The 23,980-nt window shown below is 58.9% G+C and carries 19 protein-coding genes and 1 pseudogene; 9 read left to right on the top strand and 11 right to left on the bottom strand.

The window, feature by feature from the left end:
• The first annotated feature begins 132 nt into the window (after window positions 1–132).
• Together AAID99_RS00400 and AAID99_RS00395 are read left to right on the top strand one after the other, a co-directional pair.
• The gene (locus AAID99_RS00400) at window positions 133–2,607 is read left to right on the top strand and encodes a TonB-dependent receptor domain-containing protein (protein ID WP_498492686.1); all 2,475 of its coding nucleotides are present in this window, start codon (window positions 133–135) and stop codon (window positions 2,605–2,607) included.
• Between the two features lie 186 nt (window positions 2,608–2,793).
• The gene (locus tag AAID99_RS00395) at window positions 2,794–4,320 is read left to right on the top strand and encodes a methyl-accepting chemotaxis protein (RefSeq protein ID WP_498492684.1); all 1,527 of its coding nucleotides are present in this window, start codon (window positions 2,794–2,796) and stop codon (window positions 4,318–4,320) included.
• Between the two features lie 150 nt (window positions 4,321–4,470).
• On the opposite strand, the gene AAID99_RS00390 is transcribed toward AAID99_RS00395, so the two are convergent.
• The 9 genes from AAID99_RS00390 to AAID99_RS00350 all read right to left on the bottom strand — a co-directional run bounded on the left by AAID99_RS00390 (window position 4,471) and on the right by AAID99_RS00350 (window position 14,046).
• Window positions 4,471–5,493, bottom strand: a complete 1,023-nt coding sequence (locus AAID99_RS00390; RefSeq protein WP_498492682.1) for an L-idonate 5-dehydrogenase — start codon at window positions 5,491–5,493, stop codon at window positions 4,471–4,473.
• A gap of 73 nt (window positions 5,494–5,566) precedes the next feature.
• Window positions 5,567–6,844 (bottom strand): MFS transporter, encoded by a 1,278-nt coding sequence (locus AAID99_RS00385; protein ID WP_498492680.1) that lies wholly within the window; start codon window positions 6,842–6,844, stop codon window positions 5,567–5,569.
• Between the two features lie 178 nt (window positions 6,845–7,022).
• A complete protein-coding gene (locus AAID99_RS00380) occupies window positions 7,023–7,166 on the bottom strand; it encodes a hypothetical protein (protein WP_188424538.1) in 144 nt (47 codons plus the stop codon).
• Between the two features lie 83 nt (window positions 7,167–7,249).
• A complete protein-coding gene (locus AAID99_RS00375; RefSeq protein ID WP_498492678.1) occupies window positions 7,250–8,416 on the bottom strand; it encodes an anhydro-N-acetylmuramic acid kinase in 1,167 nt (388 codons plus the stop codon).
• A gap of 7 nt (window positions 8,417–8,423) precedes the next feature.
• Window positions 8,424–9,320, bottom strand: coding sequence for an N-acetylmuramic acid 6-phosphate etherase (locus tag AAID99_RS00370; RefSeq protein WP_498492676.1), 897 nt, complete (start codon window positions 9,318–9,320; stop codon window positions 8,424–8,426).
• Window positions 9,321–9,329: 9 nt separating this feature from the next.
• Entirely contained in the window at window positions 9,330–10,829 is a 1,500-nt protein-coding gene (locus AAID99_RS00365; protein WP_498492674.1) for a sodium:solute symporter, read from the bottom strand.
• A 112-nt stretch (window positions 10,830–10,941) separates the two neighbouring features.
• Entirely contained in the window at window positions 10,942–12,021 is a 1,080-nt protein-coding gene (locus AAID99_RS00360; RefSeq protein ID WP_188424532.1) for a DUF5694 domain-containing protein, read from the bottom strand.
• Between the two features lie 342 nt (window positions 12,022–12,363).
• Entirely contained in the window at window positions 12,364–13,065 is a 702-nt protein-coding gene (locus AAID99_RS00355; RefSeq protein ID WP_188424530.1) for an acetolactate decarboxylase, read from the bottom strand.
• A 21-nt stretch (window positions 13,066–13,086) separates the two neighbouring features.
• On the bottom strand, window positions 13,087–14,046 hold the full coding sequence (locus AAID99_RS00350) for a glutaminase (protein ID WP_188424528.1): 960 nt from the start codon (window positions 14,044–14,046) through the stop codon (window positions 13,087–13,089).
• Between the two features lie 176 nt (window positions 14,047–14,222).
• Here AAID99_RS00350 and mntR point away from each other — a divergent pair, with 176 nt between their 5' ends.
• A complete protein-coding gene (mntR, locus tag AAID99_RS00345; RefSeq protein ID WP_188425352.1) occupies window positions 14,223–14,684 on the top strand; it encodes a manganese-binding transcriptional regulator MntR in 462 nt (153 codons plus the stop codon).
• Here the strand turns inward: mntR and AAID99_RS00340 are convergent, their stop codons facing one another.
• On the bottom strand, window positions 14,685–15,545 hold the full coding sequence (locus tag AAID99_RS00340; protein ID WP_498492671.1) for a class I SAM-dependent methyltransferase: 861 nt from the start codon (window positions 15,543–15,545) through the stop codon (window positions 14,685–14,687).
• A gap of 240 nt (window positions 15,546–15,785) precedes the next feature.
• On the opposite strand from AAID99_RS00340, the gene AAID99_RS00335 reads away from it, so the two are divergent.
• The 6 genes and pseudogenes from AAID99_RS00335 (at window position 15,786) to AAID99_RS00310 (ending at window position 23,386) form a co-directional block, all read left to right on the top strand.
• Complete coding sequence (locus AAID99_RS00335) at window positions 15,786–17,201, top strand: Nramp family divalent metal transporter (protein ID WP_498492669.1); 1,416 nt, start codon at window positions 15,786–15,788, stop codon at window positions 17,199–17,201.
• Window positions 17,202–17,325: 124 nt separating this feature from the next.
• Complete coding sequence (locus AAID99_RS00330; RefSeq protein WP_498492667.1) at window positions 17,326–19,686, top strand: TonB-dependent receptor; 2,361 nt, start codon at window positions 17,326–17,328, stop codon at window positions 19,684–19,686.
• A 95-nt stretch (window positions 19,687–19,781) separates the two neighbouring features.
• On the top strand, window positions 19,782–22,061 hold the full coding sequence (locus AAID99_RS00325; RefSeq protein ID WP_498492665.1) for an FdhF/YdeP family oxidoreductase: 2,280 nt from the start codon (window positions 19,782–19,784) through the stop codon (window positions 22,059–22,061).
• On the top strand, window positions 22,058–22,906 hold the full coding sequence (gene fdhD / locus AAID99_RS00320) for a formate dehydrogenase accessory sulfurtransferase FdhD (protein WP_188424517.1): 849 nt from the start codon (window positions 22,058–22,060) through the stop codon (window positions 22,904–22,906). Before AAID99_RS00325 ends, fdhD begins: the two co-directional genes overlap by 4 nt.
• Window positions 22,906–23,187 (top strand): annotated as a pseudogene (locus tag AAID99_RS00315) (nitrate reductase associated protein); the annotation flags it as partial. The gene fdhD and the pseudogene AAID99_RS00315, both read left to right, overlap by 1 nt.
• Entirely contained in the window at window positions 23,147–23,386 is a 240-nt protein-coding gene (locus AAID99_RS00310; protein ID WP_498494220.1) for a nitrate reductase associated protein, read from the top strand. The pseudogene AAID99_RS00315 and the gene AAID99_RS00310, both read left to right, overlap by 41 nt.
• On the opposite strand, the gene AAID99_RS00305 is transcribed toward AAID99_RS00310, so the two are convergent.
• Window positions 23,383–23,970 carry a molybdenum cofactor guanylyltransferase gene (locus AAID99_RS00305; RefSeq protein WP_188424513.1) on the bottom strand — a complete coding sequence of 196 codons (588 nt, stop codon included), beginning with the start codon at window positions 23,968–23,970 and terminating at the stop codon, window positions 23,383–23,385. The two genes, AAID99_RS00310 and AAID99_RS00305, sit on opposite strands and share 4 nt — an antisense overlap.
• Between the last annotated feature and the right edge of the window lie 10 nt (window positions 23,971–23,980).

Raw genomic sequence — 23,980 nt, 5'->3', positions numbered from 1 at the left:
AAACTGCCCGCGTCTTGCCCTTAGCTTCCTGAGAACCGAAAAACCGGAAACAATACGATTACAAAATAATATTGCCATGAATATATCGTTATTGTAACGCAATGTTATAGGTAATAAAAACAGGAAATCTCAATGACGCGTCGTTACCGGAGATGGTCCCTTTCTCTGCTGACCCTTGGCGTGGTCATGCCGATCTGTCCCCAGAGTTCATTGGCGGCAACACCCCCGCTTGCTGCTACGTCTCCCTCGGCAGTTTCCGAAAAGGAGCGGGGGCGCCCAAAGAAGAAGGCCCCCCGCCCGGCGCACCCACTGCCTGCAATCGAAGGCAAGGAGTCGATCTCCGTCAGCGGCAAACGCCTGCGTAATCATGGGGCAGAGGTTGCTGTCACGCGTGCCGTCATGGAACGTTTCATCCCTGGCACGAATCCGATGCAGATTCTGGCGCAAAGCCTGCCGGGAGCCAATTTTACCTCATCTGACGCTTTCGGCCTTGATACGGCAGCCAATACCTTTTACGTGCGCGGCTTTACCCAGACGCAGATCGGTGCCTCACTCGACGGTATGCCGCTTGGTACGCAGGGCTTTACCAACCAGAACGGCGTTTCGATCACCCAGGCGATGATCCAGGACGATTTGCAGGGAATGACGCTCTCGCAGGGCGCGGGCTCTCTGGACACGTTTTCAGCACAGCTTCTGGGCGCGGCGATGAGCTATGTCTCGTCAGACCCGTCAGACAAGGCCGGTGGGCGCGTCTCGCAAAGCTTTGGCAGTTATAATGCGTTTCGCACCTATGTGCGGGCTGATAGCGGCACGCTCAATCCAAGCGGCACGAAGTTCTACACGTCCTTCGCCAGAACCGAGAGCAAGCTCTGGAAAGGCGAAGGCTATCAGCGCGAATTGCAGGCTGACGCCAAGCTGATTCAGCCTGTTGGCCGACATGGCAAGCTGACAGGCTTTTTCGGCTTCGGTAATTTCACACAGGCCAATTACCTCTCCCTCACCAAAAACATGTGGGAGCGCATGGGCCGCGACACGACCTATCTCAAACCGGATTACGAAAAGGCCAAGCTCTGGGCCTATTACGCGCAATACACCTCTGATGTACCGCCAGGCTATGAAGGCATCCTGTCGAATGACGAAATCGGCAATTATGCCTGGGATGGCTCACAGATACAGCGCAGCTATCTCTCATCCGTCACCGGGCATTTCGATCTGTCGGAACATCTGCATTCCGACACCATCGCCTATGGCAACATCTCAAGCGGTGTCTACGGCGGGACCAATAATTTCGTCACCTCCCCAAGCTATGGCGTGCCTCAATTGCTGGCGGACGGCACCGTAAGTGGCGTTCCCATGGCGCTGCAGCGTGCCCATGCCGATATGCGCCGTCTCGGCTTCACACAGAAGCTGTCCTATGAGGCCCCTCATCACAATCTGATCGAGGGCGGTTTGTGGTACGAGAATAACCGCTGGGTCTATGATGCCCGCCTGTATGAGGACACGCCCGAAGCCGCCCATAACATGATGTCGGACCTCAGAAAGGGCACGGGACATACCTGGTTCGAAAACACCTATAACACGAATACCTTCCAGTTTTTCCTTCAGGATCGCTGGACGATCATCAAGGGGATGACCCTCCTCGCCGGGTTCAAATCCCTCACCCAGACCACCCATGGCGGCACGAAGAACGACTATACGCAGCAACTCAAGGATGAAGGCTGGAATGCCTATTACAGGCGACCGGCCCGTGGCTCACTGACAGCTTCAGGGGCCTTCCTGCCACATTTCAGTTTTGATTATCATTTCCTCGATCATCACGAGGTCTATTGGGATATCGCCGAAAATCTGCGGGCCTATGATTACTACTCACAGACAACGTCCGGGACGGCATGGGGCGGCCTGGGCAATGCCGCGCAACCGGCCCAACAGGTCTTCGACGCCAGCAAGAAAACGCTTCGGCCTGAGCGCACCTGGAATTATGTCGTCGGCTATCGCTACGACGCGAAATTCTTTACTGGCACAATCGATTATTACCATACGGATTACTATAACCGCCTCGCCTCCATCACCGAAGGCACGGCCAATAATACGCGCAACGCCTATATGAATGTCGGGCGCGAGACAATGGATGGCGTCGATATTCTTGGCGCCATTCGCCCGGTCAAGGGACTTGAGATCACCAACAGCTTCAGCTGGAACGACGCCCGCTATCAGGGCACGGGCATCAATTACGGCGGCAAACTCTATAGCCTGAAAGGGAAAAGTCAGGTCTATTACCCGGCCTATATGTACAAAGCCAATCTGGCCTATCTCTGGCGCGGCACGCAGTTCAATTTCAACGTCAATTACATCGCCTCGCGCCCGATGACCTTCCTGAACGATATCAGATTGCCCCCCTACTGGCTGGCCAACGCAACAATCGCTCATGATTTCGGCCGCATCGGCTTTGCTGAGCATTTCAAGGCCAGTTTCGGCATTACCAATCTGTTCGACACGAACTATATCGGTGGCGTCTATGGTGCAGCCTCGCTGTCTGGCGACAATAACAGCAATCTGTTCGTCGGTTCACCGCGTCAGTTCATCGGCACGATCAATGCCCAGTTCTGAAATGAGACGTCTCAGAAGCAGCGCGCCAGTGTCAGCATTAAGCCAGTGCCTCTCCCGAGAGGCTTGGGGGGCGACTCACCTTTTATAATTACATCCGGATTGGGCCTTTACAGTGTAACGTTACCGGGTCGATACAGGGGCTTTCATGCATACTGACGGCGATTAACGTAAGGGACCGGATCTTTCATGACTGAAACCACGCTGACAGATTTCAATCGCAGACGGGATTTCATGGGCATGGAGGAGACGGATCTCCGCGCTCTTCGCTCAATGACGGATCTGATCGACCGGGAAATACCGGCAGCTCTCGACGGGCTTTACCGCAAGATCAGCGCGGTGCCAGAGGCAGGTGGCTTTTTCTCCAACCCTGCGCATATGGAACACGCCAGACGGGCTCAGATCGCCCATTGGCACAGCATTGCCGAAGCCAGATTCGATCAGAGCTATGTGACTAATGTCGAGCGGATTGGTGCTGCTCATGCCCGTATCGGCCTTGAGCCCACCCTCTATATCGGCGCTTATGGCCGTGTGATGGAGCATCTCTTCAAGGCGATCATCCACGACACCTCGACCGGCAACATGCTCACCCGTCTCTCGCCCCATAGCAAGGATGCCCTGACGGAGCGGCTCGTCAGTCTCAGCAAGGCTGTTCTTCTCGAGATAGATCTGACGATCTCGACCTATATGAACGATATAGACAAGGCGCGCGTCGCCATGCAGGCCGAGCAGACCCGCCGTGCGGAAGAAGACAAGGCCGCCGTGCAGGTTCTTGGCGATGCCTTGAGCGCCCTGGCTAATGGCGATCTCACGCGCAGGATTGGCGAAAACGACATTCCTGAAAGACTTGAGGCGCTCAGGCAGCATTTCAACCAGACAGCTGCCACCCTCTCCCGAACGATGAACGACATATCGTCCGAGGCGGACCATATCCTTACGAATGCTCATGACATCCGCCAGGGGGCCGAGCAGCTTTCAAGCCGCACCGAGCAGCAGGCAGCTGCGGGCGAAGAGATGTCCGCTGCCCTGGGGCAGATCACCGAGCGGATACGCCAGACCGCCCAGCAGACGCTCAGGACAGACAAGATGGTGTCTGTCGCATGGCACGAAGCCAAACATGCCGAAAAGGTCAAAAACGACACGATAGCGGCCATGTCAGCCATAGAGGGCTCATCTCGCGAGATTGGCGGCATCATCACGATCATCAATGAAATCGCGTTTCAGACAAATCTTCTTGCCCTGAATGCCAGTGTCGAGGCGGCGCGTGCGGGAGATGTCGGCAAAGGCTTCGCAGTTGTCGCCAATGAGGTCAGGAGCCTTTCCCAGCGCTCGCGCGAGGCTGCCGAAGCGATTGGCGCCCTCATCAGCCAGTCGGATCAGCAGGTACAAACCGGGGCGGCCAAAGTGCGTGAGACGGGAGACGCCCTGCAAAAAGTCATGGAGCAGGTCGAGGCAATCAATAATGCGGTCTCGACAATTGCCACAGCCACACAGGAACAGTCGCAGAGCATCACAGAGTTGAATAGTGCCATGTCAGGACTGGAGCGCACGACAATGCAGAATGCCGGAGCCGCAGAAGAAAGTGCTGAAGCGGTAGGCAATCTGGTTTCAACCGCAGATACGCTGACCCGCGCCGTCTCCCGCTTCAGGACGACAACGCGTGACACCCTGAGCGACCGCTCTCACGCATCTGTGGACATGGTGGCTTTCCCCTGAGCGACTGCGCATGTCGCCGGGCTGCTGGGGGTATTTGCCGGGGTTGCGTGCCCTGTGGTGATACAGGATGTCGAAGGCAGATTTCGGCTATGACCGCCCGGCAGGAACGCGGGGCGGGCCCCTCTCGTTCAGATCACGGGAGAGAGGGCCTCAGAATTCGAGCAGGACTTTCATCGCTTCCCGACGGTTTGAAGCGAGGTCAAATGCCTTGCCTGCGTCGCTCAATGCGAAGCGCTGCGTGACGAGCGCGCCTAGATCGGCCTTTTCAGAGTCAATCAGATCGACGGCCAGGGCGAACTCCTCGCGGAAGCGGAACGAACCGACCCAGCTCAGTTCCCCGGTGACAATCCGGCTTTGCGGCAGGGTCACATCATCGCCCAGCCCCAGTTGCACGATGGTGCCACAAGGCGCCATCAGATCGAGCGCGCCACGCAGGGCCTGCTCATTCCCCGAGCATTCGATCAGGACATCGATACTGCGCCCCAGCCCCACCAATGCCTCGGGAAATTCGCGCGAATTGATCACGCGGTCGGCGCCTGCCTTGAGAGCGATCGCGAGCGGCTCGGCAAGGATATCCGTGACAATCACCTCTCTGGCGCCATTAAGTCTCGCTGCAACTGCCACCAACGTTCCAATGGGCCCGGCGCCAGTCACCAGAATGCGTTTGCCCATCAGGGCACCCGCACGACTGACAGCGTGCAGCGCCACAGCAAATGGTTCTGAAAGCGCCAGTTCAGCCGGCGTCTTATGCACAGCCTTCACGCATTGAAGCGCCTTGCAGACCAGATCCTGCCTGAAAGCCCCGTCAATATGAGGGTCGCGCATGGCACTGCCGTAGAAACGCATATCGGTGCAGTGATTGGCCCGACCGGCGAGACACTGGCTGCAATGACCACAGGCGAGGCCCGGATTGACGGCCACCACATCCCCGATGGCGAGATCGCTCACATCGGGCGCCTTCTCGGCAATGCGCCCCGCGATTTCATGACCGAGAATCATAGGATGCTTGATGCGGACGGCGCCGAAACCACCGTGATGATAATAATGCAGATCCGAGCCGCAGATCCCGCCCGCATCCACACGCACCCTTACTTCTCCTGCTTGCAGGGCCGGCACGTCACGCTGCTCGACCTGAAGGTTGTGCGGCGCGTGGATGACAAGAGCCTGGGTCATGACGAAATTCCTGCTGGCTGAAGAGACGGGCATAAAAGCCTGAAAACACGATCGACGTTGCGCAAAGAGCGTCTCACTTCCGCGTGTCTTGCGGCAGGGCAAGACGCTCGACGGGGCCCATGATCACGAGATAGGCGAAAGCTCCGACGAGACAGAGCACGCCTGCCACGGCCAGAGGCAGCACGAAAGAGCCTCCCGTCAGCATCAGCAGAAGGCCTGTGAAGGTCGAGATACCGATACCGGCGAGATTGGCCGCACCATTCTGCAAGGCCCCGATAAGCGCGACATTGGCCGCACTCGGGGCCACCTCACCGGGCAAGGTCCAGATATTGGCTGCGGTAAAGGCCAAAGCCGCATAGGAGATCCCCATGAGAACCAGCGCCATCGCCGAGCTTTCAACGATCGGGGCAAAAGCGATCACGCAGGAAACGAGCATTCCCCCCACGAGGCAGGTCTTTCGGGCCCGTGTCGCGCTCCAGCCATGACGCAGCAGCGCATCTGAAACGCCGCCGCCAATCCAGCCGAAAGGGATGGCGAACAGGGCCGGAAAGAGCCCGTAATAACGCACATCGGCAAGCGAGAAATGCCGCGCATTGATCAGGAAGGTCGGAAACCAGGTAATAAAGAAATAAATAGCGAAGTTGAGACAGAAAAACCCGATCATCATCCCCCAGATCGTGCGCTGTTTCAGCAGGTAGAGAAGAGAAACAGGCACGGCTCCGTCAGAATCAGCGCCATCGCTCTGACCCTGGCTCAGAAGCGCACGCTCTTCATCCGTAACCCGTGGATGATCTTTAGGATCGCGGTAGAGATACAACCAGACCGCCACCCAGATGAAGCCCAAGGCCCCTGTCCAGATGAAGGAATGGCGCCATCCGACACTGGCGACGAGCCACGCCACGAGTGGCAGCGCCAGAGCGGAACCCACGCGGGAGCCGCTATCGAAAATGCTGCTTGCAAACCCTCTTTCGGTGCGTGGAAACCAGTTGAATGCCACCTTGGCAAAACCCGGAAGCGCCCCCGCTTCTCCCATGCCAAGCAGAAGCCGGGCCCCGATCAGGCTCGACAGGCTTGAGACAAATGCCGTTGCCGCAGTGAAGAAGGACCACCACAGCACCGATCCCGCCAGACAACGCCGGACACCAAACCGGTCAATCAACCAGCCGACCGGAAGCTGCATGAGGGCGTAGGTCCAGAAAAAGGCACTCAGGGCAAGGCCAGTCTGGAAAGATGACAGGTGAAGTTCAGCCTCGATGCGCGGCACCGCAATGGCGAGATTGGATCGGTCGAGGAAATTGATGATATTGGCGACGAAGCACAAGGCGATCATCTGCCAGCGCAGAGGGCTCATCGACGGTGTTCTCCCGATCGATGAAGGGCTTTTCCGAACACCCCTCCGACGCTGCTATGGCGCGCCAGAAGGAGCATGGGGAAAGGACCCGTTGCACCAACCTGTTTAACCTGTCAAAAACCTTACGCAAACATGACCCATCCGTCATCTGCGAATAAGTCACGGATGTGTTACCGCCTTAATTGCAGGTATGCAGCACGGCCTTGGGGCTGTTGACTGGGTAGGAACTCGCCGTCGGATCATTGCTGCAGGCCGCATGCTCGATGCCGTTACAGGCGGATAAGGTCAGTGCGCCCACCAGAATTGCCAGAATTTTACCCATGATATCGTCCATTCCTTGTTTCGCTTCATCAACGCATCAGCACATGGAAACTGTCAATCGAGCGCGCAAAAAGGACAGATCAATCAATGAGGATCACACGACAGAGCTGCATCGCGTAATGGCAATGGCCAGAATCCCAGGGCCGGACGAATAGCCGCCACACTCAACCGCCCGCCGGTAAACAGACCGGGTGCGCCGGTAATACCCGGTGCGGAAAGAGGCAGTCCGCGTAACGACCTCATGGCGAGATAGGCAAAACACTCTGCCTCGACCATGTCACCATTCCATCCCAGCGTTTCTACCGGGGCCACACGACCCGCAAGCGTCTCTGCGAGGGCCTGCATCAGCGCCGGATTATGGCGCCCGCCACCACAGACAAACCACGCGCGCGGCGCCTCCGGCAGAATGGTGGTCGCGACAGCCTGCACCGTAAAGGCCACAAGCGTTGCCGCCCCGTCTTCAGCCGAAAGCGGTGCCAGTAGATCAAGGGCCGCGATGAAGGCCTGACGGTCCAGCGATTTGGGCGGGAGACGATGAAAGAACGGTGCCGCGAGCAAAGCTGTAAGCCGTGCCTGATCGACCTGCCCCGCACGGGCAAGGACGCCATCGCGATCGCAGGCGACCCCTGTATGACGCAAGGCCCAATCATCCAGCAGGGCATTCCCGGGCCCTGTATCGCAGGCGAGAATAGTCCCGTCACGACCGACATAGGTGACGTTCGCCACCCCGCCGATATTGAGAATGGCCACCGGCCCTACCTGCCCCGCCAGACAGGCGGCGTGATACCAGGGGGCCAGAGGAGCCCCTTCCCCTCCGGCCCGCACATCGTCACTCCGGAAGTCATGAATGACCGGAAGGCCCGTTGCACCCGAAAGGCGCAGCGCGTCGCCAATCTGCCAGGTACGACCCGATTGTGGCGCGTGAAACAGGGTCTGGCCATGAAAACCGATAAGATCGGCCTCGCCCTCTATCGCCAGAACCTGACGAACAGCCTCTGCATGGATATCGGTCAGGGCGCGCTCGGCCGAAAGCAACTCAGGCTCATCACCCCTGAGCTCCGAAGCGCGATCGAACAGGGCATAGAGCGCCTGACGCAAGGCAGCGTCATAACCCAGACTGAGCGACGCCCCCCGGCGCCCGACCGTTACACCATCGGTCTCGATAAGCGCCGCATCGACCCCATCAAGCGACGTCCCGCTCATAAGACCGATAACACGCAGAAATCCCGGTTCCGCAGGGCGTATCATCATGAAGGCCTCACGCTTTGAGAATGGCGTGAAGGTTATTGCCATTGGCGGCCAGGGCGGCGTTGGCTTCGTCAAGTGTCATGCCGTGACGCAGGAGAACGGCGCGTTTGACATTGCCTTTGCTGAGCCTGAGCGCCTCGTTGATTTCAGCATCACTCCCCCCGGCGAGGCTACGCACCATCGTGACGGCCCTGCGACCGAGCTTGGCATTGGTGACACGCATATCGACCATCAACCCGCGATAGACATGGCCAAGACGGATCATGAGCGTTGTCGAAAGCAGGTTCAGCGCTGCTTTCTGGGCTGTCCCTGCCTTAAGCCGGGTCGATCCGGCCACGGCTTCCGGCCCGGTCGGCAGCAGAATGCTTAGCTCTGCCTCACGCAGAAGGCGCGTCTCCGCCACGCAGCTGATACCAATGGTCAGGGCGCCAGCCTTGCGCGCCGCGTTCAGGGCTGCGCAGCTATAGGGCGTGTTCCCGCTCGCAGCGATGCCAAACACCACGTCATGCGGGCCGACATGATGCGCCGCCATTTCAGCCATGGCCGCGTCTTCGTCGTCTTCAGCCCCCTCGACCGCCTGGGATTGCGCATTGCTGCCACCGGCAAGCATCAGCACCAGACGCTCTGAGGGCCAGCCATAGGTTGGCGTCAGCTCCACACCATCCTGCATGCCGACGCGCCCGGCAGTGCCAGCCCCCACATAAAACAGACGCCCCCCCTCGCGCAGCCGTGGCAGAGCAGCCTCGATCACCGCCTCCAGCGCGGGTACGGCGGCGCGCACCAATGCGGTTGCCGCCATCTGGGCTTCGGCCAGCGCGTCGAGAATGGTGGCGGTGGGCCAGAGTTCGATCGTCGCGTAGCGCGGATCATGCGCCTCGGTCTGGGGAAAAGACGAGTTGTTGGTCATGATGCTCCTTTACGGCCTCGCCCGGCTTTTTGGCCCAAAGGCCTTCACGAGCCCGGCAGCGCCAAGGTGAAACAGGATACCCAGCGGGACAAGCCACGGAAAGGCGATCGAAACGCCCGCCATCTGCCCGCCGATCAGGACGAGTGCCATGGCAGCAAGTGACACCACAAACCCTGTCCTGACGGCCCGCCCGCCAAGACCCGGCAGAAAAAGCGCGCAGAGGAAGGCGCCGAGCGTCGGCCCGTAAGACCAGCCTGCTATGGTCAGGCCAAGTATCACCGCCGATTTGGTCCCCATGGTGAACAGGGCAGCCCCTGTCAGAAGAACCACGCCCCAGAAAAGCGTCATGAGTCGCGGGGCAGACAGGGCACGCGGCTGATAGCCCAGCGCCCGCATGGCGCGCTCGATCAGACGCTGTGGCGCAGGGCCGAAATCGGTCAGGCTCGCGCCCGCCATCGCATTGAGGGTGGAAGACAAAGACCCCATCGTCGCACTCAGCACACCTGCAATCAGCAGCCCCGATATCCCCGCCGGAAGTGCGTTGACGATGAAATGCGGAAAGAGCGCATCAGGGGAGTTGAGCCCCAGCCCTGCAAGGTTCTTTCCTGCCTCCCGGATCCAGAGCTGCACCCCCAGCACCGAAAGCAGACCGAAAAGCAGAGCCACCACGATTGCGCTGCCTATCAGAGCCAGGCGCGCCTCAAGCAGAGAGCGCGCGGCCAGCAGGCGCTGCACCATAAGCTGATCGGTGCCATGAGACGCGACGGAAAGCACTGCCCCGCCAATAACAGCAGAAGCAAGGGTGAACGGATCATGCCACCAGTTTGTGGCCGTCATCGGATGAAAGACCTGCAGGCGCCCGGCCTGCCAGGCTTCATGCCAGCCCGCCATGGTGACGGTGTGCCCGACAAAGACGACACAGAACACCGCGCCAAAACCATAAAGCCCCAGCTGGATCGCATCAGACCAGACGACTGCACGCAATCCGCCGAGCATGGTGTAGAGGAGTGTGAAAGCCAGTATGGCGCCCAGAACCGTCCACCGACCGACGGGCAGCCCTGCATGTGTAAAAAGCCAGACGACAGGCAGCGCGCCCGCCAGAAGGCGGATGCTCTCGGCCAGAAAGCGCGTGAGCAGAAACGCCCCCGAGGCCAGACGCTGCATGGAGGCACCGTAGCGCTGCCCAAGCAGGGTATAGGCACTCGTGAGCGCGCCCTCGCGATAGCGTGACAGAAACCACAGCGCGACTGCGCCTCGTCCGACACAATATCCGGCGGCAATACCGAGAAAGACGAGCCCCTGTGTATATCCGACCCCGGGAATACTAATGAAAGTCAGCGTCGATGTTTCCGTCGCGACCAGAGACAGGCAGAGCGCCCACCAGGGCAGATCATGATGACCTGACAGAAAATCGTCGGACGATCTCCCTGCCCTGCGACTGACACGCCAGATCAGAAACGAGAGCGCAATGAAATAGATCAGGATAACAGTCAGATCGAGCGGCTTCATGTCACCTTGTCAGGCACGATGTCGGGAGAGGTCGTCATCATGTCACGACGTGACGACGAGGCAAGGGCTCATCGTCAGAAATCCCGGCGCGCCGACCTGAAGAAGGCCCCTTTCAGTGAAGCACTGCCTCTGCATCGACGAGATCAACATCACGCATCTGATCGAGATAGGCCTCACAATAGGCCTTGTGCGACGCCCCGACGATCACGAGCAAACGGCTGCCCGGTGCGCGGGTAAGCAACTCGCGGATATTGGCGACCATGCGCAGATTTCTTGTTTCCCAATATCCGACATATTGACGCCCATATCCCTGCCTTGAGGGCTCCCTCAGAGCCGCCCCCCAGTCAGATCGATAAGCCTCCATTGCGTAGCCAGGCGCGTTATAGGCTCTGTAGAGCGTGAGCCAGCCGTCAACTGTGCCAAGCTGGGCATCAAGTCTTTTGTCCTGCGTCAGACGCGCTTTGGTGGCCGGGTTGTTCCATGCCTGCTGCAGGGCGGCACCATAGGCTTTCTCGTCCTGCGCCATCCCGGCAGAATTCTGATCATCCATGCCCCAGACGCGCTCCAGACCAAGCCGTGCCGCCAGTTGCGCCCCGATCAGAATACTCTCATTCCTGCGTGTTGTCTGGAGAGTGAGCCAGTCGACCAATTCAATCGTCAATCCATCGGCATTCCGGCGTTCTGCCGATGGAAGACGCAGCCACTGAACGACGGCAGAATTCGGCTCGCCCGCCGCCAGAAAGATCAGCGCCAGTCGACGGCGCTGGGCCGGGCTCGGCTTTTGCGGCCAATCGGCCAGAAGACGATCGGCCTCTTCATTGGCCTGAACGACGGTCAGACCCGCCGCCTTTCCGGCGGGGCTCGGGTCAGCGCAATAGCGCTCTACCGACGCGGCCAGCCCATCTCCCCGATGACGCATCCACTCGCATAGCAAGCCGGAGCTGCTCTCGGTCACGATCACATCGGGGTGCCATGCCGCCAGTTTTCCCATTACGGGGTCGAGATCTTTGGCCGAAAATGGCGCGGTCAGGCCGGAAAGATGAGGGCTGCCAAGCACCAGAACGTCATTATGACGCCCAGCCGGAGAGTCATTGAGAGCTTCTGGATGAAATGAGGGATGATAGGGCTGCGCTCGAACCGGGTGAAGTCCCATGATCGCAACGAGGATGAAGGCTTTGACTATCCGCTTCATTTTCTTAACGCGCCCTATATCTGCAAACCGAAAGTCGCATATGCATATCGTTGCGGCAACAGACAGAGTGCCCTGACACGAGGATCTTCCTAGTGGGCGGATTGGCTGGATAGAAAGGCCAAGGCACCTGTTGCAAAGGGAAAAACCCGGAGCCGTCGCCGCAAAACAACCTTATCACTCCGCCCGTCGAATTGCGGCTGATTATCTAAAAACCAGCGTAGAATACGAAAACACACAAAACTGCCCTCGGTATTTTTGATACGATCATTGTTATTTACAATTTTATAAAATGATTGCGGTAATTGCAAAAATTTCTAGTGATATATATTAATTATATTATAATTACTTTTCTATCCGATAAATCATCTCATCAAGCGCATCGACGTCGATATCGAGCGCCTTGAAAGACATGCTGGATGGGTTCACGATCTCGATCGTGGTTTTCTCTTCGAAACTCAGAACGGCATTCTGCGCCGAAAACTCGAGCACGTGGCCGCTGATCGTCGATTTGACGTCGAGAAAATGAAAGTGGAAACCCGGCACGGAGATGCGTCCGAACAGTTCCGGCGTCCAGAAGCCTATCAGACGCCCTTCGATTGCCTCGTGCCTATCGACCTGCTGCGCTGATGCAACCTGATCGACGCTGCGACTGCCGTCATCGGCACGATGCGGGCGACGCAACACGAGATGTTCGAACTTGCCGCTTATCGAGACAGCCAGAAAGATATTGTCGGGGCGAATGAAGCGGCTGAGTTGCTCCTGTGCATTCTCATGAGTGACAGACGAAACTGCCCGCTCCTGCTGAGGGGTGAACTCCGTCACCTGCACAAAGGGAATTTCCGTTTCTGCCGAGAGGCAGTGCAGCGCTTCACCTGCCGTCGCCTCATGCACCTTACCGTCCTGGATGGTCAGTTCGCCGCTGATCTCGGCCGAGCAGCCTAGGCCAAAAGCCCGATGCGAGCAGAAAGCCGAGAGAGGCGCCTCGCCTCGAAAATGCCCGGCCATCAGCGCACCAATGGTCGAGAACTGGGTGATCTTGCTCATGCGATCTCTCTTTCTGGCTGATCAGGTAATTTTCTGAACCGAGAGCGGAAACGGGTTGAAGACAGACCAGCCCGTTTTCTGCACCAGTTTCTCAAGGGCCAATGTGCCAAGCAGCGAGTTGCCCTGAGCATTCAGCCCGGGCGACCAGACAGCAACGGAGGCCAGACCAGGCGCAATGGCCAGAATACCGCCACCTACCCCCGATTTGCCGGGAAGCCCCACCCGGATAGCGAAAGCGCCAGAGCCATCATAATGGCCACACATCATCATCAGGGCCATGATGGTACGCGTATTGGGCACCGAGGTCACCATGCGACCGGTATGAAGGTCCACCCCGCCCGTCATGAGATATCCTCCGATACCCGCAAGCTGGCGGCATGACATGGTCAGCGCGCATTGATGAAAATAGAGGTCGAGTGTGTCGTCGATGGGGTTTCGGATATTGCCGAAAGTGCGCATGTAATTGGCAAGAGCCGCGTTGCGAAACCCCGTCTCACGCTCCTGCTGCGCCATGTTCTCGTCGATATACAGCCCCTCAGGCGCGCCCGACTGCGCCCTGGCAAAATCGAGCAGTGCCTGACGGGCGCCCATCCGACCCAGATGCGAAACCAGGATATCTGAAATGACGATGGCCCCCGCATTGATGAACGGATTGCGGGGAATGCCGTGCTCGCTCTCGAGTTGCACGATCGAGTTGAAGGCACTGCCAGAGGGCTCCTGCCGGACGCGGCTCCAGAGCGCGCTGCCCTCAAGTGTCAGGGCCAGGGTCAGGCCAAATACTTTCGACAGGCTCTGGATCGAAAAAGCCTCATCGGCATCGCCCGCCACATGGGCGCCGCCCCCGGCATCGATCACGGCAATGCCGAACTTCCCCGGGTCAACGCAGGCAAGAGGAGGAATATAGTCGGCCACGTGGCCACGCTCGGTGATCCCTCGCATGTCATGCGCGATTTCGGCAACGATGCTGTCGAGATCGGCCATATCCTGTCCTTCCTGCTGGGTGCCTGATCGGGTGGCACAGACATGACATGGCGACGCAGACCGCACAACGCCCCCGCTTCATGAGCGCAGTTGAGATCGGCGGGCTAATCTGCGATGAGGGCTTCATGACTGGTGGCATCATGAAACCCGGCGAGCAGCACGACGACCCGACTGGCATGCCAGAGGTCACGCTTCCTGACGTCGATACGCAATCTGAAGGGTTTCGCCTCAATCGCGCGGCACGACGCAATGCGCTGATCGAGGATTATGTCGAGCTCATTGCCGATCTCCTGGCCGAAGGGCGTGAAGCGAGGCAGGTCGATATCGCGACCCGGCTTGGCGTCTCGCAACCCACCGTCGCCAAGATGCTGACCCGCCTCTCCAATGAGGGCTATGTGCATCGCCGACCCTATCGCGGTGTCTTTCTGACCGGCAAAGGCCAGAGCGTGGCCGATGAGGCGAAAAACCGCCATCGCATCGTCGAGAGCTTTCTGCGCGCCCTTGGCATCAGTGAAGAGACACTGCGCGTCGATGCGGAAGGGATCGAACATTATGTGAGTGACGAGACACTCGCTGCCTTCGACCGCGCCCTTGCCAATGGGCTCGGCTCCCTGATTGGTCCATCCGACACGAACTGATCAGACGGTATCAGCGCCAGCCTCGAACAAGGCCGCCCCACAGAGCAGCGACCCGTGCGTGAGCAGCGCATGAAGACGGGCGACGCAGCTTGCGCCCCAACTGATATCACGTGCCAGATCGTAGTCCTCACGCAGAACCAGACCGGGAACACGAGATGATACCTCATGCAGCTGGCGCAGGCTCCAGTCGAAACGGGCCCCAGTCTGACGCACACTGGGATTGCTATGGGCATGCCGTGAAACGAAGGGCGAGACATAGTCGAACACGATACCAAGCGGGGCTTTTCTTGCAGCCGCAAAATCCCTGAGCCGGGCAAACAGGCGCCATACGATTTCGGGCGGCAAATACATCAGCACACCCTCGGCAAAAAACAGTATGGGCTGACCCTGGCTATGCGGCAGGGCATCAAGCCATGACCCCGCCCCCAGTTCATCGCTTACCAACCCGGTGCCGATCATTCCCGGCGGACGAACATGCTCACGCAGGGTCAGGATCTCGGGCAGCTCAATGTCATACCACAGCGCCGCATCGATGTTGTTCAGCCGGTTCTGGCGCATATCGAGCCCTGAACCAAAGCTCAGGCAGAGTGTGGCCGGGTAACGCATGAGCCAGGCCTCGATGACCCGGTCGAACCATCTGGCCCGCAGAATGGTCCCACGCATCGATTTACGGTCAGCAGCGAAACGCGCCGGATCAAAACCCAGCCGCGCCGCGATCGCCTCTGCCGTACGGTCGCGAAACCCGAGATCGGGCGCCTGCTCTGGGGCAAGCACGCGCGCCGCCAGCGTGATCAGCATGGTTTCCGTCACTCCGCGCAGCCTTGCCAGTGACATTTCAGGAAGAGGGGCGTTGCATAACATGGCAGAACACTCCTTGCTGCGGCGCCGCATGAAGCCATTATGCGAATCGTTCGCATCTGACGCTATCGTCTTCGCAGTGGAAAGGCCAGACCTGCCGAGCCGATGGCGGCACCGTCCCTGCCATTGACAGCGCACCAAAACCAACCACCTGATCAACAGGACGTTATCAGTCCAGAATGTATGCTTCTGCTAAATATAGCATATTGCATATTGATAAGCCTTAGGTTTGAGTAACGCCCCATGTCCTGCCCTCCGCCCGCACAGGGAACCTGCTCCAGCCAGACCGGAACCGATCCCATCGGCGCCGACCAGCCCGATGTGAAACGCACGCCGTGGCGGTTTACACGTGCGCTCGGGGCCGACGGGCATAGTCTGCCCGAGGTCTTCTCTTCCGTGCGTGTGGCGCCCGAAGGCGCAGGCTGGCTCAGGCGTTTCCTGTCATTCGTGGGGCCGGGCTATATGGTGGCCGTGGGATATATGGACCCCGGCAACTGGGCGACCGACCTGCAGGGCGGAGCACAATTCGGCTACACCCTGCTTTCGGTCATCATGATCTCGAATCTGATGGCTATTCTGCTTCAGGCGCTGGCAGCCCGTCTGGGTATCGTGACCGGGCGCGATCTGGCACAGGCCTGTCGCGACCATTTTCCACCCGCCATCTCCTTCGTGCTCTGGTTCACCTGTGAACTGGCGATCATCGCGTGCGATCTGGCTGAAGTCATCGGCACGGCTGTTGCGCTGCAATTGCTGTTTCATATCCCACTGCTTTTTGGCGCGCTTATCTCGGCCTTCGACGCGCTGATCGTCCTGTTTCTGATGAATCGCGGCTTCCGCTATCTCGAGGCATTCATCATCGCGCTTCTGAGCATCATCGCCGTATGTTTTGGCGTGCAGATTGTCGCAGCCGCCCCGCCGGTAGCCGCTGTGATGGCCGGGTTCCTGCCACGCGCAAGCGTGGTGACCAACCCTGCCATGCTCTACATTGCCATTGGCATCATCGGCGCAACGGTCATGCCCCATAACCTTTATCTGCACTCGTCTATCGTACAGACGCGCGACTACAGGCGTGACGATGAGGGGCGCAAGGATGCGCTACGCTGGGCGACTCTCGACAGTACGGTCGCGCTCATGCTGGCGCTGTTTATCAATGCTGCCATTCTGATCGTGTCTGCAGCAGCCTTTCATGGGACAGGCCATCAGGATGTGGCCGAGATCGAGGATGCGTATCGCCTGCTCTCGCCCGTGCTTGGCATGGGCCTGGCCTCGACCCTTTTTGCTGTCGCCCTTCTTGCCGCAGGCACCAATTCCACCGTCACCGGCACGCTGGCCGGGCAGATCGTGATGGAAGGGTTTCTGCACCTGACCATCCCGCACTGGGCGCGCCGTCTTGTCACACGAGGTCTGGCCATTCTGCCGGTCGTGGTCGTGACAGCGCTCTATGGAGACCATGGTGTGGGCAAACTGCTGATCTTCAGCCAGGTCGTGCTCTCGCTGCAGCTGCCCTTCGCGGTCATCCCGCTGGTGATGTTCGTCTCTGACAGACGTAAGATGGGGCGTTTCACGATCTCGCCCGGCATGAAAACCCTCTCCTGGGCCGTGGCGGCGATCATTCTGCTCCTCAATTTCAAACTTCTCTACGACACCCTCGCCGCCTGAGGCGAGGCCCTCTCTCCTTTTCCACCGAAATGCTGTGAAAGACCGATCCATGCCCCCTTCCGCTTCACAATATAGCATTTGCTATCTAAGAAAGCTCAAGGGATTCCTTGAAACATATACTTATTTGCGCACCATCCCCAAGCGTGCTCCGGCTTTTCTGGAGCCGGTTCTGAAGCGCTCAGTTCTGACAGGGCCATGCCTTCTATGCCTTGCCGCAACACAAGCCCTGGCAGCCGAGGGGAAGACGCAGGATGGCAGCGTGCTGACATCAGCCGCATTGCAGGACACGCAGCGGGTCAAGACCGGACCCAGGCGAGGAATACCGCATCCTGCAACAGCTACGCCGCATTCATCCGTTCCCGTAGAGACAGCAGTCAGCACGCCCTCGGGATCACCAAAGAAAAGCACGGCACCCCGTCTATCTGCGGCCGGCGAGAAAACCGTCGCACAAACACCGCCCGGTCGCGAAGACATCACCGTGACAGCGCATCTTGATCAGGCACGCGGACGTATCGCCCCGGGTCTGGGGGCCGTCTCATACGGGATTGACCAGAGACAGATCCAGGTGACGCCGGGCGGCGAAAACGCAGCCTTCAGCCAGATCCTGCTTCGTCTGCCCGGGGTGGTGATGGATTCCTATGGCGAAATCCATGTGCGTGGCGAGCATGGCGGGCTTACCTATCGCGTCAATGGTGTGCTGCTGCCCGAGGGGCTCAATGGCTTTGGTCAGGAACTGGATAGCCGCATCATCCAGTCAGTCGATCTGCTGACAGGGACACTGCCCGCCCAGTTCGGTTTTCGCACATCAGGGGTTGTGGATGTCAAAACCAAGACAGGTGACAGCCTGAAAAACAATCAGGTCTCGCTTTACGGAGGCAGCTACAACACCTTCATTCCGTCCCTTCAGCTTGGTGGCTCGAAAGACCGCTGGGATTATTTCGTCACGGCTTCCTATAACCGCAACGATATCGGCATCGAGAACCCGACGAATTCCTTCCGTGCGACCCATGACTTCACGCAGCAGGAGAAAGGCTTCGGCTATGTGGCTTATCAGCTCGATGACGAAAGCCGTATCAGCCTCCTGACCAGTGCCTCCTATTCGGATTTCGAGCTTCCGAACACGACCGGGCTGCCGGTGCTCTATCAGTCCTCCACCATCGCGCCCGATGATCAGAGCATCCAGTCGCGTCTGCTGGATAACGGACAGACCGAACAGAACTATTATGCCGTGTTGTCCTATCAGCGCAGCACCGACAGGATGAACCTGCAGATCTCTCCCTATTTTCGCTATGGCCGCATCGATTACCGCAATGACCCGAACCGCGATCTCGCTTTTTCAGGTATCTCGCAGCATGAGGTAAACGACTTCACCACGGGCGGGCTGCAGGTCGATACCTCTTACGACATTGCGCCCCATCATGTTCTGCGTTTCGGTCTGCTGGGGCAATATACGGCCGAACGTCTCGATACCAACACGCTGGCTTTCCCGGTCGATGACGCTGGCGAGCAGACCTCGACCACCCCGAGAAGGATCGTCGACAATAGTGGCAACTGGGCCGTCGAGGGCGGGGCCTATGTTCAGGACGAGTTTCATATCACGCCTCGCCTGACCTTCAATTACGGCTTGCGTTATGACCGTTTTGCCTCCTCCTTCCATAGTGAGGGGCAGCTCAGCCCACGGGCCAACATGGTCTGGAAGGCGGCGAACGCAACAACAATCCATTTTGGCTATTCGCGCTATTTCGCGCCGCCTTCGCCGCAATATATTTCAGATGCGACCCTCGCCAAGTTTGCCGGCACGACAAACGCCCCCCAGACCATGCTGAACACGCCAACGAGGGTGGAAAAATCCCATTATGTCGATGTTGGCATCCTGCACCATGTGACGCGCGATTATCAGATCACGCTTGACGCCTATGGCAAATGGGCGCGCGATCAGGGTGATTTGGGTCAGTTCGGCCGTGCCGTCATTCTGGCGCCCTTCAGCTATAGACGTGGCCGCGTTTATGGCGCCGAAATCGGCAATTCATGGCGCCATGGTGGCTGGTCGATCTATGGCAATTTCTCCTTCGTCAAGACCTGGGCGAAGGACATCAACTCGGCTCAATACCAGTTCGAGGTTGCCGAGCTGGACTATATCAGGCGTCACGGCATCCAGCTCGATCACCAGAGCGAATTCACCTCATCGGCGGGCGTGTCCTACAGCAACAAGCATGACATGGCCTATCTCGACTTTCTCTATGGCTACGGGCTGCGAAGCGGCTTCGCCAATCTGGAGAAGCAGCCCTCCTATGCTGTTTTCAATATCGGCTACGCTCATACCTTCACCCACGTCCCGATGGGGCACAGCCTCAAGCTACGCGCTGATGTCGTCAATCTTTTCGACCATCGCTACCAGATTCGCGACGGGAGCGGCGTAGGAGTGACGCAGGCACAGTATGGGCAGAGGCGCGGCACATTCTTCTCGGTGGTGAGCAGCTTCTGATCGGCTTCACGCAGATATGAGGGAGCGATTCCGACGCTGGAAAGGTTCATACGTATATGGTGGCAGGCGCCGCCCCCTGAACGGAGAACCGCCCGATGCCCGATCGCAAGACCATCCACAAGCCGTATCATCATCCGGCAGGTGGGTGGGGTGCTGTCAGGGCAACAGCAAAAGCCCTTCTGGAACAGAGCGTTGTCGGCAAGGGTTCGCGCGCTTTGCTCTCCATGAACCAGCCGGGGGGCTTCAAATGCCCCAGCTGCGCCTTCCCCGATCCGACACATCACAAGAAGATCGAGTTCTGCGAAAACGGTGTGAAGGCACTTGCGGTCGAGGCGACCAAGAGGCGTGTCACACGGGCGTTTTTCGCCGAACACAGCGTATCGGCGCTCGCTGACCAAAGCGATTACTGGCTGGAGGAGCAGGGCCGCCTCACCGAGCCCATGCGTTACGATCCGACGACGGATCATTACGTTCCCTGCAGCTGGCAGGAGGCTTTCGACCTGATCGGCTGCCATCTGCGTCAGCTCAATTCCCCCGATGAGGCAGAGTTCTATACGTCGGGCCGCACATCGAATGAGGCGGCTTTTCTCTATTCAGTTTTCGTGCGCAGCTTCGGCACCAACAACTTTCCCGATTGCTCGAACATGTGCCACGAGCCCACCAGCCGCGGGCTACCCGGTGCCATAGGCATCGGCAAGGGCACCGTGGTGATGGATGATTTCGAGCATACCGAGGCCATCTTCATTGTCGGTCAGAATACGGGCACGAACTCGCCGCGCATGATGGGTCTGCTTGCCCATGCCCGCAAACGCAATGTGCCGATCGTCGTGGTCAACCCGATGCCGGAACGCGCGCTCATCCGCTTTACCGAACCGCAGGATCCTGTGCCCATGGCGACTGGCGGCTCGACCGCCATCGCGACGGAATTCGTGCATATCCGCATCGGGGGCGATCTCGCCTTCTTCAAGGGCATGACAAAAGCGCTTTTCGAGAGCGACGCAGCGGGTAAAGCCGTTCTCGATCATGCTTTCATCGAGACGCATACAGAAGGCTTTGCCCCCTGGCGCGAAGAAATCATGCAGCTGGACTGGGCTGAAATCGAACGGGTTTCAGGCATAGAAAAAACCCAGATCAGGCGCGCTGCAGCAATCTATGCGCGCTCCAACGCGACGATCATCTGCTTTGGCATGGGCATTACCCAGCATCAGCAGGGCGCGCGCATGATCCAGCAGATTGCTGCCTTCCTGATGCTGCGCGGGAATTTCGGCAAGAAAGGCGCCGGGATCGCCCCTATTCGCGGCCATTCGAATGTGCAGGGCGACCGTACGGTAGGGATCGACGAAAAACCGACCCAGGCCTATCTCGACCGTCTGCGTGACGTCTTCGGTTTTGAGCCCCCACGGGCGCATGGCCACCACGCGGTTGAGTCGGTAGAGGCCATGCTGGCAGGCACGGCGAAAGTCTTTATCGGAATGGGCGGTAATTTCATTCATGCCATTCCCGACACCCCGCGCGCCTATGAGGCGATGCGTCGCCTCAACCTGACCGTGGGGATCGCGACCAAACTCAATCGTGGCCATATCGTGCATGGGCGCGATGCGCTCATCCTGCCTGTGATCGCCCGCTCGGAAATCGATCGTCAGGCAACGGGCGAGCAATTCATCACCATCGAAGATGCCATGTCGACTGTGACGGCATCGCGCGGCGTGCTGGAACCGGCGAGCCCTGACCTGCTTTCGGAGGTGGCTATCGTCTGTGGCATGGCACAGGCGACCCTGCCGGAAAGCCCCATCCCCTGGGCCCTTTTCGCGGATGATTACAGTCTGATCCGAGACCGGATTGCTGCCGTCTATCCGGAGATCTACGCCGATTTCAATGCACGCATCCGCAACAAGCAGGGCTTTCACCTCGATATACCGCCCCGTCGTCGGGTCTGGAAAACCCCGAGTGGCAAGGCCCGCTTCCTGCTCTTTCCGGGGTTGGCCGTTGATGATGCGATCGAGGATGACGCCATGCTGCGCCTGTCGACCATACGTTCGCATGACCAGTTCAACACCACGATCTACAGCATGAATGATCGCTATCGCGGCATCTACAACACCCGCATGGTCGTATTCATGAATGATGAAGACATGGCAGAGCGCGGTCTCGAGCAGGAGATGGTGGTAAGCCTCGAAACGCTTTCGACGGACGGTATTTCCCGGCGCGTGGATGATCTGGTGGCTATCGCCTACCCGATGCCACGTGGGGCAATCGCCGGTTATTATCCCGAACTCAACCCCCTTCTGCCGCTCAATCACTATGATGAAATCAGCGGCACACCGGCTGCCAAATCGATTCCTGTGCGCGTGATCCCGTCGGCGAGGACGCCATGACGATACGACCTGACAGCCTTGCCGCCGCGCATCTGCTGCGCCATGCCGTCGCGATCGGGTCTGACGGCGTTCAGGAACGCATCGAGCTCGGCATCGCGGAAGAAACGCCGCTGACGCTGATTTTCAACGAATTCCATGTCTATGCGGTGATGATGGTCACACCGCTCGATCTTCATGATTTCGTGCTTGGTTTTGTTCTGACCGAAAAGATCATCGCCACACCGGCGGATCTGATCTCCTGTCATATCGAACGGCACGAAGACCAGCTCTCGGCACATATCCGCATTCCTGGCGTCGATTTCAGCCGACTGATCCGCAGAGGGCAACGACTTCTGACGGGCAGCAGCAGTTGCGGCCTGTGTGGCGTGACCGATCTCAACGAGATCGCAACCCCCGGAGCGAGCCTTTCCGCCCATAGCATTCTGGTGCCCGCCATTCGAAAGGCGCTCGCCGCCCTGCCTGAGTTGCAGGTGCTGAACCAGAAGGTTCATATGGTCCACGCCGCAGCCTGGGCAGCGCCTGACGGGGTGATCCATTATGTGCGTGAGGATGTCGGGCGCCATAATGCCCTAGACAAGCTCATCGGAATCCTCAGCCAGTCACCACGCGATCCTGGTCGCGGCTTCTGCCTTGTGACGAGCCGTTGCTCCTATGACATGGTCGAAAAGGCGCTGACGCTCGGTATTTCCACGCTGGTCGCGATTTCCTCGCCCACGGATCGCGCCATTCAGGTCGCGCGCAAGGCTGACATGACCCTTATTGGCAATGCCCGCCCCGATCGCCTCGCCATTTTCTGCGGGGCGCATCGTCTGATCAAACCGGAAGCTGTCGAGATGAGCGCCTGATGAGTTTTGACCCAAACGCTGATTTTTTTGCCTTCGAACAGGATTTTGCCGGAACATTACGCTGCATCCCGATGCGCGTACGCCTCAAGCTCGATTGCTGCGGTATCAAGCTGAGCCTGAGACAATGGAGTCAGCTGCCAGCGGAAATCCGTCGCGACCTCATGCATCTTGCCTGCGAGACTCCCTCGGAACAGATTGTTTATCGTGACAAGCTGATCGCCTTTATCGAAGCGCATTGCGATGAGCCCCCCAAGGCGCTTGGCGCGAATGATGAGTCTCTGTGGCGCGAAACCACTTCTGTTCCTGGCTGCGTTCTGGCACAGGCGGAACAAGACGATGTTGCCCCCCCCCGATCTTGCCATCTGGAAGACCCTGCACCCTCTGCAGCGTTTTGCGCTGGTCAAGCTGGCCCGCTCTCGCCACGAAAACGAGAATTTCGTGCCAGCGCTCAGGGAGTTTGACCTCCTCCCAGCGGCCTAGCTGCCCCGCGTTGCGAGGGCTTCGACATCGGCGGGATAGTTGACGTTGAAAAACGGATCTCCCCCCTCATCGCTGAACGAGACCGGACGCATGCCGAGCCGGGCTGCAAAACAACGTACGGCCAGCTGGCGCCGATCTCCTGAGGCGAGGGCAGCCTGAACATGGCCGCGCAAGAGAGGCAGGCAATTGGTAGGCCATAGCGCCACGAGGGGATGGGTTCGGCCCAGACTCATCGCGAAGGATGGCCCCGGCGAAAGCCTGTGCAGCAGATCCTCCGGTATGAAAGGCGTGTCCCCAGGGAGGGTCAGCACGCTGGAGGCACCCTCACTTTGCCCCCAAGCAAGCGCCGAAATGATGCCCGCGAGAGGACCGCAATCAGCAAACTCGTCACGCAGAAGCGGCAAGGCGTAGGAATCATAGACAGTCTGGTCGCCCCTTATAGCGAGCGCCGTTTTCGATATCTGCGGCCGAAGACGCTTCAACAGTGCCTCGAGCACTGTGCCTTGCCCCAGAGGAAGGAGCGGCTTGTCGCATCCGCCAAGCCGACTCCCCCTTCCCCCAGCCAGAATGACCGCATGGGTCACGACGTGACGT

The organism is Asaia sp. Ae19-3 (assembly GCF_059801175.1).
This window is presented reverse-complemented; position numbering and strand designations above follow the sequence as displayed.

What these genes read in the sequence shown, in the direction of transcription:
- AAID99_RS00400 (WP_498492686.1), top strand. Translation starts at nt 133, where the DNA reads ATGACGCGTCGTTACCGGAGATGGTCCCTTTCTCTGCTGACCCTTGGC.
- AAID99_RS00325 (WP_498492665.1), top strand. Translation starts at nt 19,782, where the DNA reads ATGCCCGATCGCAAGACCATCCACAAGCCGTATCATCATCCGGCAGGT.
- AAID99_RS00310 (WP_498494220.1), top strand. Translation starts at nt 23,147, where the DNA reads ATGAGCCCCCCAAGGCGCTTGGCGCGAATGATGAGTCTCTGTGGCGCG.
- mntR (WP_188425352.1), top strand. Translation starts at nt 14,223, where the DNA reads ATGCCAGAGGTCACGCTTCCTGACGTCGATACGCAATCTGAAGGGTTT.
- AAID99_RS00390 (WP_498492682.1), bottom strand. Translation starts at nt 5,493, where the DNA reads ATGACCCAGGCTCTTGTCATCCACGCGCCGCACAACCTTCAGGTCGAG.
- AAID99_RS00375 (WP_498492678.1), bottom strand. Translation starts at nt 8,416, where the DNA reads ATGATGATACGCCCTGCGGAACCGGGATTTCTGCGTGTTATCGGTCTT.
- AAID99_RS00365 (WP_498492674.1), bottom strand. Translation starts at nt 10,829, where the DNA reads ATGAAGCCGCTCGATCTGACTGTTATCCTGATCTATTTCATTGCGCTC.
- AAID99_RS00355 (WP_188424530.1), bottom strand. Translation starts at nt 13,065, where the DNA reads ATGAGCAAGATCACCCAGTTCTCGACCATTGGTGCGCTGATGGCCGGG.
- AAID99_RS00380 (WP_188424538.1), bottom strand. Translation starts at nt 7,166, where the DNA reads ATGGGTAAAATTCTGGCAATTCTGGTGGGCGCACTGACCTTATCCGCC.
- AAID99_RS00370 (WP_498492676.1), bottom strand. Translation starts at nt 9,320, where the DNA reads ATGACCAACAACTCGTCTTTTCCCCAGACCGAGGCGCATGATCCGCGC.
- AAID99_RS00395 (WP_498492684.1), top strand. Translation starts at nt 2,794, where the DNA reads ATGACTGAAACCACGCTGACAGATTTCAATCGCAGACGGGATTTCATG.
- AAID99_RS00360 (WP_188424532.1), bottom strand. Translation starts at nt 12,021, where the DNA reads ATGAAGCGGATAGTCAAAGCCTTCATCCTCGTTGCGATCATGGGACTT.
- AAID99_RS00340 (WP_498492671.1), bottom strand. Translation starts at nt 15,545, where the DNA reads ATGTTATGCAACGCCCCTCTTCCTGAAATGTCACTGGCAAGGCTGCGC.
- AAID99_RS00335 (WP_498492669.1), top strand. Translation starts at nt 15,786, where the DNA reads ATGTCCTGCCCTCCGCCCGCACAGGGAACCTGCTCCAGCCAGACCGGA.
- AAID99_RS00350 (WP_188424528.1), bottom strand. Translation starts at nt 14,046, where the DNA reads ATGGCCGATCTCGACAGCATCGTTGCCGAAATCGCGCATGACATGCGA.
- fdhD (WP_188424517.1), top strand. Translation starts at nt 22,058, where the DNA reads ATGACGATACGACCTGACAGCCTTGCCGCCGCGCATCTGCTGCGCCAT.
- AAID99_RS00385 (WP_498492680.1), bottom strand. Translation starts at nt 6,844, where the DNA reads ATGAGCCCTCTGCGCTGGCAGATGATCGCCTTGTGCTTCGTCGCCAAT.